Raw genomic sequence first — 14,960 nt, forward strand, 5'->3', positions numbered from 1 at the left:
TAAATCTTAATTTTACACATAAAAAATAGAAAGCTTATTATTATGATTCAAATAAAAAACTCAGTATTTACTGAGTTTTTTATTTTTAGTGCTTATTTTATTATTGTGCGTTTAAACGTTGTCCATTAACTTCTAAACTATCATCACTTAACAAGTAAAGATAAGTCGGCATAATGTCCTCTGCACCTTTTAATAAAGACACATCTTCCGCGGGGAAAGCACTCGCACGCATTTTGGTTCTAGTTGCGCCTGGATTAATGGCATTAAAGCGCTGAGTGCTGTTTTCATACTCATCGGCTAATGTTTGCATCATACCTTCCGTTGCAAACTTAGAAACGCTGTAAGCTCCCCAATAGGCTCTACCCTGATTACCAACGCCTGAGGTTGTAAAGATAGTAGAAGCATTTTCAGCGAGTGACAAAACAGGTAGCAACGCTTTAGTTAGCATAAATTGACTGGTTAAATTTACCTGAAGTACTTCATCCCAGGTTGATTTTTCAATTTGTCCAAAGGGCCCTAAAACACCGAGTTGGCCTGCATTATGAACCAAAGCATCTAATTTCCCATATTCACGTTTAATGGTATCCGCTAAGTCAGCATAGTGTGATTCTGTCGCGCCCTGTAAATCTACTGGTAAAATAGAGGCTTGTTGTTTACCTAATTGTTCAATTAGATCATAAACTTCTTCGAGTTTTTTAACTGTTTTACCTAATAAAATGACGGTTGCGCCATACTCTGCACATTTAAGCGCTAATGTTTTACCAATGCCATCACCTGCACCGGTAATTAGAATCGTTTTGCCTACTAAACAGTCGGCCTTTGGCTGATATTCTTTCATATACTATCTCGGATGAACTTAAATTAAGCGAATAGTAACTTTTTTTAGGGAAAAGACTCAAACTCTTTTGTACCTGAGCCAAGTTTTTGTCATGATATGCCACATTACACTCATACTTAGGACGAATACTGTGGAATTTTTATTTGAATATGGCTTATTTCTTGCTAAATCTGTTACTTTTGTTGTAACGATTGTCGCCTTGATTATTGTTGTTATTGCGTTAAGCAAGCAAACAAAAAGCTAAAAAGGGAGAGATTGAATTAACCGATCTTTCTGAGCAACTCAATGAGACTAAGAAATCAATTGAAGAACAATTACTAACTGCTCCACAGTTAAAAGCTCGTCATAAAAAAGAAAAAAGAGAAAAAGGAAAAAGACAAATTAGCCAAAAAAATGGCTAAAGAAGAAAAACCAGGAATCATCTCTTCCTCAGCTATATGTATTAGATTTTAAAGGCAGTATAGATGCTAAAGAGGTCACCTCATTACGCGAGGAAATTACCGCTATTTTATCCGTTGCAACAGAAAAAGATGAAGTATTTGTGCGCCTTGAAAGTGGTGGTGGCATGGTACATGGTTATGGGCTAGTCGCATCTCAACTACAACGTATTAAAGATAAAAATATTCCTTTAACCATCGCCGTTGATAAAGTGGTTACAAGTGGTGGTTATATGATGACTTGTATCGCCGACAAAATTATTTCTGCACCTTTTGCTATACTTGGTTCAATTGGTGTCATTGCTCAAATTCCAAACTTTAATAAAGTGTTAAAGAAACATGATATTGAGTTTGAACAATTAACCGCTGGGGATTACAAACGTACCTTAACTATGTTTGGTGAAAACGATGACAAAGGAAGGGAGAAATTTAAACAAGAATTACAGGAAACACACGATTTATTTAAACATTTTGTCAGTGAGCATCGTCCATCAATTGATATTGAAAAAGTAGCAACTGGTGAGCATTGGTATGGATTACAAGCAATTAAATTAAATTTAGTTGATAGTATTTCTACTAGTGATGATTATCTAATTTCACAGCTAGAAGAACGTCATATTGTGCAAATAAAATATACACAACGTAAAAAATTGGCAGAGAAATTGAGCCAAAATGCATCATTAGCATTAGAAAATAGTTTATTAAAATTAATGCAATTAAATGTGACTCGTCTTTTTAAATAAAATGTGCGTTTATTGAACAAATAATACAATAAGGCTCATTTAGTTGGCTTTTTTAAGCCATTTTGACGTCTTATTGAAAATATAAGTTGCTATTTTCGAACACTTTGGCTTATATAAAAGGGAATTCATTGGATGAATCATCAAAAAATGCCGTACCAACCTATTATGACTACTTTAGGGCTAGAAGAATTATGAGCAAATCTCTTGTTATTGTAGAATCACCTGCAAAAGCAAAAACCATCAATAAATACTTAGGCAAAGATTTCATTGTTAAGTCAAGTATTGGCCATATCCGCGATCTTCCAACCAGTGGTAGTGCAAAGAAAACAATTGATGCAAAAAAGAAACCATCTCTTGCTGGTATGACACCTGCAAAAAAAGAAAAAGAAAAGGCAAAAAGAGCACAGGAAGCGCTTGTAACCAGAATGGGTATTGATCCTAATAATGATTGGAAAGCACATTATGAAATCTTACCAGGTAAAGAAAAAGTAGTTAGTGAGTTACAAAAACTCGCAAAAGATGCGCCTACTATCTATCTTGTCGCTGATTTGGATAGAGAAGGAGAGGCTATTGCATGGCACTTAAAAGAAATTTTAGGTGGCGATGAAGATAAATTTCAACGAGTTGTTTTTAATGAGATAACTGAATCTGCTATTCAAGAAGCCTTTAAAAACCCGACTGAACTTAATTTAAATAGCGTTAAAGCACAGCAAACTCGTCGCTTCTTAGATCGTGTGGTTGGTTTTATGGTTTCTCCGCTATTGTGGAAAAAGGTTGCACGTGGCTTATCTGCAGGGCGTGTACAATCTGTTGCTGTGCGATTATTAGTTGAGCGAGAGCGTTTAATTAAAGCATTTAATCCCGATGAGTACTGGGATTTACACGCTGATACGCAAACTAACGACAAAACCGCATTACGTTTAGAAGTTTTTAAAGAAAATGGTAATAGCTTTAAACCAACAACCGAAGCGCAAACTACGGTTGCAGTCGATGCCTTAAAAACGGCTCAATTCAAATTACTTTCTCGTGAGGATAAACCGACTAAAAGTAAAGCAAGTGCACCTTTTATTACCTCTACTTTACAACAAGCGGCAAGCACGCGTTTAGGCTTTGGCGTTAAAAAAACCATGATGTTAGCGCAACGTTTATACGAAGCAGGTTACATCACTTACATGCGTACTGACTCTACAAATTTAAGTAAAGATGCAGTCGCTTCTGCTCGTGATTATATTGCTAATGAATTTGGCAAAAACTACCTACCAGAAGAATCTGTTGTATATAGTAGTAAATCTGGCGCTCAGGAAGCACATGAAGCCATTCGACCATCAGATGTTAATCAATTAGCCGCTTTATTAAATGGTGTTGACCGTGATGCTATGCGCTTATATGAGTTGATCTGGCGTCAATTTTTAGCCTGTCAAATGCTACCTGCTCTTTATGATGCATCTACTTTAGTGGTTGAAGCGGGTGATTATCTGTTACGTGCTAAGGGACGTACTATGCGTTTCGCTGGTTGGACAAAAGCACAACCTGTTGCCAAAAATAAAGTCGATGACGTACAACTACCTGATTTAGCCGTCGGTGAAATACTCAATTTAGTCGAACTTGATCCAAAACAGCACTTTACTAAACCCCCGGCACGTTTTACTGAAGTCGCTTTGGTAAAAGAGCTAGAGAAAAAGGCATTGGTCGTCCTTCAACTTATGCAAGTATCATCTCAACTATTCAAGATAGAGGTTATGTTAAGGTTGATAAGCGTCGTTTTTATGCCGTTAAAATGGGTGAAATAGTCAGTGACCGACTTTCAGAAAACTTCGTAGAATTGATGAGTTACGACTTCACCGCTGAAATGGAAGCTAAACTTGATGCCATTGCAGAGGGTAATGCTGATTGGATTTCAGAATTAGACCATTTTTACAATGACCTTACTACGCTTCTAGATAAAGCAGATCTTCCTGAAGAGGAAGGTGGTATGCGCCTTAATGAACCTGTGGTTATCAAAGAGGTTTTATGTCCGACCTGTGGTCGTGAAATGGGTATTCGTACTGCATCTACTGGCGTATTTTTAGGTTGTTCTGGTTATGCTTTACCGCCTAAAGAGCGTTGCAAAACTACTATCAATCTTGTGGATGGCGAGGAAGTTGAAGACCTTCTAAGCAATGAAGATCTCGAAACTGCCGCATTAATGGCTAAAAAGCGTTGCCCTAAATGTGATATGGCAATGGATAGCTATCTAATCGATGAAAAGCGTAAATTACATGTATGTGGTAATAACCCTATTTGTGATGGTCATGAAGTCGAAGAAGGCGAGTTTAAGATTAAAGGATATGATGGGCCATTAGTTGAATGTGATAAATGTGGCCATGATATGCGACTCAAAGATGGCCGTTTTGGTAAGTACATGGGTTGTACTAATGAAGAGTGTAAAAATACCCGTAAAATTCTTCGTAACGGAGAAGTTGCACCACCTAAGGAAGATCCTGTTCATTTAGAAGAATTAGGGTGTGAACAAAGTGATGCATACTTTATTCTTCGTGATGGGGCTTCAGGTATTTTCTTAGCCGCTAGTACTTTCCCGCGATCACGTGAGACGCGTGCTCCACAAGTAGCTGAATTAAAACGCTTTAAGGATCGTATTTCTGAGAAGTTTTATTATTTAGCTGAGGCACCACAAACCGATCCGGCTGGGAACCCTGCGATCATTCGTTACAGTCGTAAAAACAAAGAACAATATGTGATGACTGAAATTGACAAAAAGGCAACGGGTTGGACTGCTAAGTATGTTGGTGGTGAAATGGTTGGGAAAGGTTTGTCTGGCGGAAAATGGGTCGAAGAACAAACCAAAAAAAGAGCTGTTAAGAAAAAATAAAAATCAATTTTCTTAAATATCCCAAAAAAGGTAGCTTAGGCTACCTTTTTTGATCTTCATCTTATGGTTGTGATCCATCGCAAAGAACAAATATTCTAATTCAACAAGCTTTGACCCAATTCAAATTTTCAAATCTAGTTTAAAATCTTTTTTCTATTTTAGTCTAATTTTATATTGGTTTATATAAAATTGAGAAAAATAATGCCAGTGTATTCTTTATTAAATGAATTAGATCGGAAGATCATCATGTTTATCTATGAGCAAAATAATGCTCAACACAATGAATCTAAGAACATATTATTTGCAGAGTTACTAGAAAATGTTTTATGCGAAGAATACCGTACCTTTGTGCTGACAAAGGGGCTTATATTCTCTGGGAATTAAATAAACGTAGATTACTTGCTAGTGAAATTATTTCACATGCTTGGTTTGTTACTTCAATTAAAAATAAACCCTTTATTTTTCATTTCCAGAGCAATAATCGCTTAGTTATTGATAGTTTGTTTGATGATGGGAAATGTGAGGGTTATTGGGATCTTGAGCATGGCATTTTAAGTGTCATCTTTGAGTATAAGCAACACACTTATGACATCAATATTATTGGAAATAATAATGGTTTAATACATTCAGCTCTGCAAATTGTTGATAATGATAAGGCTGATTTATTAAAGGTTGCGCCAATAAGCCATGCAAAATATGGTCAAGCATTGTTAGATTAAGAGGTGTCAAATGTCTCAACATATTGGTTTAATTACCAGAGATACTATCGCATTAGTTCTTGCAGGTGGAAAAGGCAGTCGCCTAAAACACTTAACAGAGGAAAGAGCAAAACCAGGCTTACCCTTTGGCGGTAATTTTAAAATTATCGATTTCACTTTATCTAATTGCATGAATTCAGGCATACGCCGTATTGATGTTTTAACACAATATAAATCTGCTGAACTAATATGCCATGTACAAAAGGCATGGGGGCATATGCCCTGGGAGTTAGGTGAATACGTAAATATCGTTCCAGCTCAGCAACAAATTGGAGACCTTTGGTATCGTGGAACAGCTGATGCGGTTTATCAAAACCTCAGACAAATACGCCGGCAACATTGTAAATATATTTTGATCTTGGGAGGTGATCATATTTATAAAATGGATTATAGCCGTATGTTACGTCATCACGCTAAAAAGAACGCGGATATAACCATAGCTTCTATTCCTGTTAACAGTGAAACAGCAAGCGCCTTTGGTGTTTTGAATGTCGATCAAACTATGCGTGTCACGGATTTTGTGGAGAAACCTAAACATCCTCCTGAAATACCAGGTATCCCTGGTAAATCATTGGTTTCTATGGGGGTGTATATTTTTAATTTTGAGATACTTGAGAAACTATTACTTGAAGATGCTTCCTTAGTCGCATCAAAACACGATTTTGGCTATAGTATTATTCCAAAATCTATCAGTGAACAAAAAGTCTATTCCTATATTTTTGATGATGATGGATGCGCCGATGTACAAGCTTACTGGAAAGATGTTGGCACCATTGATCAATATTTTCGAGCTAATTTAGACCTTGTACAATTAGAGCCAGAACTTAATCTGTATGATAAACATTGGCCCATTTATTCTTTTCAAGAACAATTACCCGGCGCAAAATTTATCTTTGACCAGGATGAGTGCCGTGGACATGCCGTTGATAGTGTGGTCACTGCTGGCTGTATTATTTCAGGAGCATCAATTAAAAACTCCCTATTATCCACCTGTGTAACAGTTGAACGTCATAGTATGTTAGATCACTGTGTGATTTTGCCAAATGTGACTATTGGTAAACATTGCCAATTATATAATGTGCTTGTTGTAGAAGATTGCTGTATTCCAGATAACTTTATTATTGGTTTTGATTATGAAGTGGACAAACTTTATTATGAAATATCTGAAGGTGGTGTCATTTTAGTCACTCAAGCTATGATTGACAATTTTTTGAAAATAGAGCCTGGAGGTTAATGCTAAAGAAGGTATACTTCAGTTTTTGTGACGTTATGGTGGATGAAGATGCGCATTGCATTAGGTATAGAATATGATGGGGCCGCTTATTATGGTTGGCAACGCCAAAAAGAAGTAATATCTGTACAGCAAAAATTAGAAGAAGCGCTTTCCATTATTGCCAATCATCCTATTACCATTAATTGTGCTGGTCGAACTGATTCAGGTGTGCATGGTACAGGACAAGTCGTTCACTTTGATACCGAAGCTGATCGCAAAGATGTTGCTTGGACGCTAGGTACTAATGCTAATTTACCTAACGATATCGCAGTTCGTTGGATGAAACGCGTAGATGAAACCTTTCATGCACGTTTTAGTGCGACTTCTCGGCGCTACCGCTATATTATTTATAATGCGCCATTTCGACCTGGTATTCTGCATGGCGGATTAAGTCATTATCACTCTCCCTTAAATGAACAATTGATGCAAGTCGCTGGGCAATACATTATTGGTGAGCAAGATTTTACATCATTTCGTGCATTACATTGTCAGGCTAATAGCCCGGTACGTACCATTGAATTTTTGGAAATCACCCGCCGTGGTAATTTTATTATGATAGATATTAAAGCAAATGCTTTTTTACATCATATGGTACGTAATATTGCCGGTAGCCTAATTGAAGTAGGAAAGGGGAATCAGCCAGTTGATTGGTTATCTACTTTATTAGACTTAAAAGACAGATCAAAAGTCGTTGCGACCGCAAAGCCTGGCGGACTTTATTTAGTTGAAGTTGATTATCCAGAACAATATGATTTACCAAGACCTGCAATTGGTCCGTTGTTTATTGAGGATTAAGGTTTAAATGATTCTTCACTTTGTGCAATAGCGTCGGGAAAAACATGAACAAAAATAATTTAAACGAATGGTTAACTTACCTTGAACAACTTCATCCCACTGAAATCGAATTGGGACTGGCACGTATTGGTAAAGTCGCTAAGGATCTTCAGGTTACACATTTTGATAGCAAGGTGATCACTGTTGCAGGAACCAATGGTAAAGGCACTACCTGTGCCTTTTTGGAAGAAATTCTCATTCAAGCGGGTTATAAAGTAGGTGTATATAGCTCTCCACACATTCAACGCTACACGGAACGACTTCGTATTAACAAACAGGAAATGTCTGCTGATTTACATTGTCAGGCCTTTCAACAAATAGAGTCGATCCGTGGTGAGACCTCGCTCAGTTATTTTGAATATGTCACTTTGGGTTGTTTGTTAATCCTAAAGGCGCAACAGTGTGATTTTATTTTACTTGAGGTTGGTTTAGGTGGTCGCTTAGATGCTACTAACGTGGTTGAATCTGATGTCAGTGTTGTAACCACAATTAGCATTGATCATGTTGCTTGGCTAGGTGATGACAGAGAAAAAATTGGCTTTGAAAAAGCGGGGGTATTCCGTGCTAATAAACCGGTTATTTGTGGGGAGTTAGATGCGCCTAAATCCTTGCAGGCACACGCGCAGAATATTAATGCAGATATCCGTTATGCGGGTAAAGACTTTGAAGCCAAAATCTCAACAAATTCTTGGTCATGGCAGGGCGAAAGGCGTATTGATAATTTACCTTTAACCTTAATGCCTTTACAAAATGCATCCACCGCGTTAGCTGTAATAGAAGCGCTTCAACTAAATCTTTCAAATGAGTTATTAGTGCGTGCCATAGGGCAGGCACAACTTGCTGGTAGGTTACAAAAAGTCACCATGCAAGGGGAGTTTTCAGAAAAAGCAATTGATACCTATTTAGATGTTGCACATAATCCAGAGTCAGCAACATATTTAGCAAGCCAATTAGAATTGTTACGTAAATCAGGTGGGAAGATATTTGCTATCGTGGGCATGTTAGAAGACAAAGATTTAGCTGGCACATTTTCAGCGATTAATTGTCAAATAGATCAATATCATTTTATTCCTCTACATTGCTATCGTGGCGCATCACAGCAAACCCTGTTAAAGCATTATCGTACTAGTAATGATCAAAGCTCTGATGTACATTGTTTCGAAACAATTAAAGATGCTTATAAAAATATCTTAACGATAGCGGAAAAATCTGACATTATTATCATCTTTGGTTCTTTTTATACGGTTTCTGACTTTTTAACATTATCACAAGGGTAAATTGTGGCTTCTCAGTTTCAAAATAGATTAGTTGGCATTAGTATTCTCGTTGCCTGTGTTGTGCTTTTTTACCAACTATTATAGATGGTAAAAAAACAGCTTATGAAGATGAATTTGTTGCTACGCCGATTCATCCAGAAATTCAAGCGCATACACAAACATTATCTGAGCCTCCTGCTGTTATAGAGAAACCAATGGTGAGTGTTTCAAACCCAATAGAGCCCGCTAAAGAAGTTCAGCCAACGGAAGAAAAATGGCAAGTTGAAGAAGTTGCTAGTACTGTCACAATAGAAAAAGAAGTCACAACTAATGTACCGCAAGAAATAAAACAACCAGTGCCCCAAGAGACTGAAGTTGTACAAGCGACTGTCAGTAAAAAACAGTCTTTACCAGAGACTGCTTGGACTATTCAATTAGGGGCGTTTCAAAGTGCCTCTAATATTAACGCATTATTAAAAACTTTGCATAAAGCAGGATTTCAAGCACACACAGTGCCTAAAGAAGTTATTGATGGTGAGTTAACAAGAGTATTTGTCGGGCCAGATGTTTCTAAATCGAAACTTGAAAAGCAACTTGCTCGCTTAAAACAGCTAACCCAACTTGAAGGGAAGCTTTACCCGTTTGATGCTGTTAATCCTTAAATTAATGAAAGCAATAAAGTTAATTTCCTGATAGACTTCGCACGCTTGAAACGTTCAAATATTGAGGGTCACAATGAGTTGGTTTGATTTAGTTATATTAGGCACTATTGCTTTTTCAGCATTAATTAGTTTAATTCGCGACTTTACAAAGGAAGCCATCTCCTTAATAACTTGGTTCGCCGCTTTTTTCTCGCCAGTAATTTTTACCCAGAAGTTTCTTCTTACCTTACTCAAATAAATGACTCCTTAGTACGTAACTCCGCCTCCATTGCTATTTTATTCATCTCTGTTTTATTACTTGGCGCCTTGATCAATTATATTATTAATCGTTTAGTTACAGCTACCGGACTTTCTGGAACAGATCGTTTCTTAGGCATGCTTTTTGGCGCCATTCGTGGTGTTTTAATTGTCAGTGCAATCCTATTTTTTATTGACTCTTTTACCAATTTCCATGAGGCAGTTTGGTGGAAAGAATCTACTCTTATTCCCGAATTTGGTATTATCATCGAATGGTTTTTCAGTCATTTGGAAAACTCTTCCAGTTTCTTAGAAAACCTTTCAACTTAAAAATTTTATATAAGCTCCATCAACCACTCAATATTGAGTGAAAAATATTAATTATTAATTCTAAAATAAAGGCGTGAATTTATGTGTGGAATCATTGGCATCGTTGGCGAAACTCCTGTTAATCAAAGTATCTATGATGCTTTAACAGTATTGCAACACCGTGGACAAGATGCAACTGGTATTATCACTATCTCCGATGATAATTTTAAACAACGAAAAGCAAATGGTTTAGTAAAAGACGTTTTTGAATCTAAGCATATGCAACGTTTGAAAGGTAATATCGGTATTGGGCATGTACGATACCCAACAGCAGGTAGTTCAAGTGCGACAGAAGCACAACCATTCTATGTTAATTCACCATGGGGTATGGCACTGGCTCATAACGGTAATTTAACTAATGCAACTAAGTTACATAAAATGGTGGCAAATTCTCGTCGTCATATTAATACGACTTCTGACTCAGAAATCCTGTTAAATGTTTTTGTCGCTGAGTTAGATAAAGTCGATAATGATACATTAACCCCCGATAATATTTTTAATGCTGTTAGTGAAGTACATAACAAAGTCAGTGGTGCCTACGGAGTTGTTTCATTAATTATCGGTCATGGAATGGTCGCATTTCGCGACCCTGATGGTATACGTCCGTTAGTACTAGGTTCTCGTAAAACAGAATCTGGTTCAATGGAATACATCGTTGCCTCAGAAAGTGTTGGTTTAGATACAATTGGTTTTAAAGTAATGCGTGATGTTGAACCTGGTGAAGCAATTTATATCACTGAAGATCGCCAATTGTTCACACAGCAATGTGCAGCAAAAACGAGCTTACATCCTTGTATCTTTGAATATGTTTATTTAGCACGTCCTGATTCTACATTAAGTGGTATTTCAGTTTACGAAGCGCGCCTTGAAATGGGACGTAAGTTAGGTGCCAAAATCAAACGTGAATGGGCAGATATCGAAATTGATGCGGTTATTCCGATTCCAGAAACGTCAAACGATATTGCTTTAGAGATTTCTGTTGAGCTTGGTATTCCTTACCGTCAAGGTTTTGTAAAAAACCGTTATATCGGTCGTACCTTTATTATGCCGGGTCAAACACAACGTCGTAAGTCAGTTCGTCGTAAACTAAATGCAATTACTGCGGAGTTTAAAGGTAAGTCTGTTTTATTAGTAGATGATTCAATTGTACGTGGTACGACCTCTGAGCAAATTATTGAAATGGTTAGAGAAGCGGGTGCAAAACATGTTTATTTTGCTTCTGTCGCACCACAGGTTTGTTTTCCAAATGTTTATGGTATTGACATGCCAACAGCAGATGAACTCATTGCTTACAATCGTACTGTTGAACAAATAAGCGATGCGATTGGTACTGATAAATTGATTTACCAGGATCTTGAAGACCTAAAGGATGCAGTTAAAAAACAAAATCCAAAAGTTGATGGTTTTGAATGTTCAGTGTTTGATGGTGTTTATGTCACTGGCGATGTTGATCAAGAATATTTTGATTATCTAGCAAGCTTACGTAACGAAGATGCTAAAGTGATTCAAGAGCAAAAAGAAGAAATTGCTAGTTTAGAGATGCATAACGAGTCATAGCAGGCTTAGTTTCTTAACTGATTGATATTTTAAAAACCACCTTGTTAAACAGGTGGTTTTTTTATGCCAGCTCATAAATTACAGGCACAAAAAAGCCAACAAAAAGTTGGCTTAAAATTGTGTTTGATTAACTTAGGCTTAGAAGTCTGCACTACCTGGTGAACGTGGGAATGCAATTACGTCACGGATATTTTGTACACCCGTTACATAAGAGACTAGACGCTCAAAACCTAAACCAAAACCTGCATGTGGTACTGTACCGTATTTACGTAAATCACGGTACCAACCATAATCGCTAATGTCTAAGTTCATTTCTTCAAGACGTTTATCTAATGCTTCAAGGTTCTCTTCACGTTGACTACCACCGATAATCTCACCGATACCCGGTGCTAATACATCCATTGCGACCACTGTTTTACCGTCTTCATTAAGTTTCATGTAGAAAGCCTTAATGTCTTTTGGATAGTTTTGGAGAATAATTGGTGCACCGATATGTTCTTCTGCAAGGTAACGTTCATGTTCTGATTGTAAATCAACACCCCATTCAACAGGGTATTCAAATTTCTTATCACATTTTTGTAAGATTTCAATCGCTTCAGTGTAATCCATACGCACGAATTCAGAACTAACAATCTTTTCTAAACGACTAATCGCTTGTTTATCGACACGTTGAGCGAAGAAAGCCATATCATCAGCACGTTCAGTTAGCACTGCTTTAAAGACGTATTTCAGCATATCTTCAGCAAGTTGTGCCGCATCGGCAAGGTCAGCAAAGGCGATTTCTGGTTCAACCATCCAGAACTCTGCTAAATGACGCGTTGTATGTGAGTTTTCAGCGCGGAATGTTGGGCCAAAGTATACACGTTGCTTAAAGCACAGGCGTAGGTTTCAGCATTTAATTGACCAGAAACCGTCATAAAGGTTTCTTTGCCAAAGAAGTCTTGTTTGTAATCAACTTTGCCAGAATCTGTTCTTGGTAGGTTCTCTAAATCTAAAGTACTTACTCGGAACATTTCACCAGCACCTTCACAGTCAGAACCTGTGATGATTGGTGTGCTGATCCAGTTAAAACCTTTTTCATAGAAAAAGTTATGCAAAGCATGTGATAAACAGTTACGTACTCGAGTAACAGCACCAATTATATTGGTACGTGGACGAAGATGCGCATGCTCACGCAGGTATTCAATACTGTGGCGTTTTGCTGACATTGGGTAAGTATCAGGGTCTTGCACAAATCCAAGTACTTCAACCTTAGTCGCTTGTATTTCAAAGCTTTGGCCTTTTCCTGGGCTTTCTACTAATTCACCCGTTACTGTCACAGAACAACCGGCTGTTAAATTGAGTACTTCAGATGTGTAATTTTCCAAATCAGCAGGTACAACAGCTTGAATAGGATCAAAGCATGAACCATCGTAAATAGCTAAAAAGAGATACCGGCTTTTGAATCGCGACGTGTGCGGATCCATCCGTTGACAGTCACTTTCTCGCCAACTGGAAATTTGTCGTTGAATATTTCAACAATTGCTGTTTTTGACATCTGAATTACTACTCCATGAACACAGTTTTAACTGTTTTTTGTAAAATTTTTAATAGGCACATATATTACCTTGGCGGTAGCCAGATACAAGCTTATGAGTTGATATTCAGTCATTTTAATCAGCTTTAGGTTTAACTGGCCAGTTACAACAGTAAATATGACTAATAATTTGTTTGTTTATTATCCATCTTGATAAGTGTTGCTTAAAGCGACCTGATATATAGCATTACATAACTGCTTCAATTGTGCTTCTTCAATAATATAAGGAGGCATAATATAAACAAGTTTTCCAAAGGGACGGATCCAAACCCCTAAGTCTACAAACTGTTTTTGCACGACGGCCACATCAACAGCTTTGTTTAATTCAACCACACCAATTGCGCCTAATATACGCACAGACTTTACCGAGCTTAGATTGCTACAGGGCGCTAATAGTGCCTTCAATTTATGTTCAATATTTAATACTGCTTTTTGCCAATCTGAGTTCATTAGCTTATCGATATTGGCATTAGCTACTGCACAGGCAAGCGGGTTGCCCATAAAAGTAGGGCCGTGCATAAATACGCCGGCTTTACCATTACTGATCGTTTCTGCGATATGCTGTGTCGTAAGCGTTGCGAGCAAGACTCATATAACCACCTGTGATGGCTTTGCCAAGACATAAAATATCTGGTGATATTTGTGCATGTTCACAGGCAAACAATTTACCTGTACGCCCAAACCCAGTGGCAATTTCATCGGCGATTAACAATAAACCATATTCATCACAGAGGGCACGAACACCTTTTAAATATTCTGGGTGATAAAAATGCATTCCCCCTGCACCCTGAACAATTGGCTCTAAAATAATAGCCGCTATTTCATCTTTATTATCTTCAATGATTACTTGCATAGCTTGTAAATCACTTTTATCCCAAGTCTCATTGAACTTAATACTTGGTTGAGGTGCAAAAAGCTGTTTGGCTAAAAAGTGATGATATAACTCATGCATCGAACCTTCAGGATCAGTGACACTCATAGCCCCAAAAGTATCACCATGATAACCATTTCTAATGGTTAAAAATTGACTGCGAGGTGTTCCTTTAGCGTGCCAGTATTGCAGTGCCATTTTCAGTGATACTTCCACTGCAACACTGCCGGAATCACATAAAAACACTTTATTTAAATATTCTGGAGTAATATCAACCAGCTTTTTACCTAAATCAATTGCGGGTTGATGGGTCAATCCACCAAACATCACATGTGCCATATGATCAAGTTGGTGTTTAGTCAGCTTGATTTAACTCTTCAACATTATAACCAAATAAACACGCCCACCAAGAAGACATACCATCTATCAGTTGCTCGCCAGTATCTAGCGTCAAAATACATTTATTAGCTGATTTTACACCGTAACAGGGCAAGGGATTACTCATTGAAGTATAAGGATGCCAAAGATGATTTTTGTCAAATTGATGATCTAAAGGCGTTGTTGATATCATGATTGCTCGCTATTTGTACAGATGTAAAGAAATAATGTTATAAAAGTTGACAGGATAACAATGAACTTTAATATATAACAACTTTTTTGTAACAAAATTTAATAGAGGG

General features: G+C 37.4%; 7 protein-coding genes and 5 pseudogenes. 9 read left to right on the forward strand and 3 right to left on the reverse strand.

Annotation, left to right across the window (positions count from 1 at the left end):
* Positions 1-100: 100 nt before the first annotated feature.
* Positions 101-838, reverse strand: a complete 738-nt coding sequence (locus ACLKMH_RS13715) for a YciK family oxidoreductase (protein WP_413698670.1) — start codon at positions 836-838, stop codon at positions 101-103.
* A 130-nt stretch (positions 839-968) separates the two neighbouring features.
* Between ACLKMH_RS13715 and sohB the strand changes: the two are divergent.
* From sohB to purF, 9 genes and pseudogenes are all read left to right on the forward strand, one after another.
* A pseudogene (gene sohB / locus ACLKMH_RS13720) lies at positions 969-2,018 on the forward strand (protease SohB).
* A gap of 191 nt (positions 2,019-2,209) precedes the next feature.
* A pseudogene (gene topA, locus ACLKMH_RS13725) lies at positions 2,210-4,887 on the forward strand (type I DNA topoisomerase).
* Between the two features lie 326 nt (positions 4,888-5,213).
* A complete protein-coding gene (locus ACLKMH_RS13730; protein ID WP_413698671.1) occupies positions 5,214-5,606 on the forward strand; it encodes a hypothetical protein in 393 nt (130 codons plus the stop codon).
* Between the two features lie 10 nt (positions 5,607-5,616).
* Entirely contained in the window at positions 5,617-6,879 is a 1,263-nt protein-coding gene (gene glgC, locus ACLKMH_RS13735) for a glucose-1-phosphate adenylyltransferase (protein WP_413698672.1), read from the forward strand.
* Positions 6,880-6,927: 48 nt separating this feature from the next.
* On the forward strand, positions 6,928-7,713 hold the full coding sequence (gene truA / locus ACLKMH_RS13740; RefSeq protein WP_413698673.1) for a tRNA pseudouridine(38-40) synthase TruA: 786 nt from the start codon (positions 6,928-6,930) through the stop codon (positions 7,711-7,713).
* A gap of 44 nt (positions 7,714-7,757) precedes the next feature.
* Positions 7,758-9,029 carry a bifunctional tetrahydrofolate synthase/dihydrofolate synthase gene (gene folC / locus ACLKMH_RS13745; RefSeq protein WP_413698674.1) on the forward strand — a complete coding sequence of 424 codons (1,272 nt, stop codon included), beginning with the start codon at positions 7,758-7,760 and terminating at the stop codon, positions 9,027-9,029.
* 194 nt (positions 9,030-9,223) lie between these two features.
* Positions 9,224-9,670, forward strand: coding sequence for an SPOR domain-containing protein (locus ACLKMH_RS13750; RefSeq protein WP_413698675.1), 447 nt, complete (start codon positions 9,224-9,226; stop codon positions 9,668-9,670).
* 73 nt (positions 9,671-9,743) lie between these two features.
* Positions 9,744-10,237 (forward strand): annotated as a pseudogene (locus tag ACLKMH_RS13755) (CvpA family protein).
* An 81-nt stretch (positions 10,238-10,318) separates the two neighbouring features.
* Entirely contained in the window at positions 10,319-11,833 is a 1,515-nt protein-coding gene (gene purF, locus ACLKMH_RS13760) for an amidophosphoribosyltransferase (protein ID WP_413698676.1), read from the forward strand.
* Between the two features lie 138 nt (positions 11,834-11,971).
* Here purF and asnS read toward each other — a convergent pair.
* Positions 11,972-13,370 (reverse strand): annotated as a pseudogene (gene asnS / locus ACLKMH_RS13765) (asparagine--tRNA ligase).
* A gap of 180 nt (positions 13,371-13,550) precedes the next feature.
* Positions 13,551-14,851, reverse strand: a pseudogene (gene bioA, locus ACLKMH_RS13770) (adenosylmethionine--8-amino-7-oxononanoate transaminase).
* Between the last annotated feature and the right edge of the window lie 109 nt (positions 14,852-14,960).

The organism is Psychromonas sp. KJ10-10 (genome assembly GCF_047323245.1).
Classification (GTDB): domain Bacteria; phylum Pseudomonadota; class Gammaproteobacteria; order Enterobacterales; family Psychromonadaceae; genus Psychromonas.

Coding starts and splice junctions, on each gene's coding strand:
- ACLKMH_RS13730 (WP_413698671.1), top strand. CDS start 5,214: ATGCGAAGAATACCGTACCTTTGTGCTGACAAAGGGGCTTATATTCTC.
- folC (WP_413698674.1), top strand. CDS start 7,758: ATGAACAAAAATAATTTAAACGAATGGTTAACTTACCTTGAACAACTT.
- ACLKMH_RS13715 (WP_413698670.1), bottom strand. CDS start 838: ATGAAAGAATATCAGCCAAAGGCCGACTGTTTAGTAGGCAAAACGATT.
- ACLKMH_RS13750 (WP_413698675.1), top strand. CDS start 9,224: ATGGTGAGTGTTTCAAACCCAATAGAGCCCGCTAAAGAAGTTCAGCCA.
- truA (WP_413698673.1), top strand. CDS start 6,928: ATGCGCATTGCATTAGGTATAGAATATGATGGGGCCGCTTATTATGGT.
- glgC (WP_413698672.1), top strand. CDS start 5,617: ATGTCTCAACATATTGGTTTAATTACCAGAGATACTATCGCATTAGTT.
- purF (WP_413698676.1), top strand. CDS start 10,319: ATGTGTGGAATCATTGGCATCGTTGGCGAAACTCCTGTTAATCAAAGT.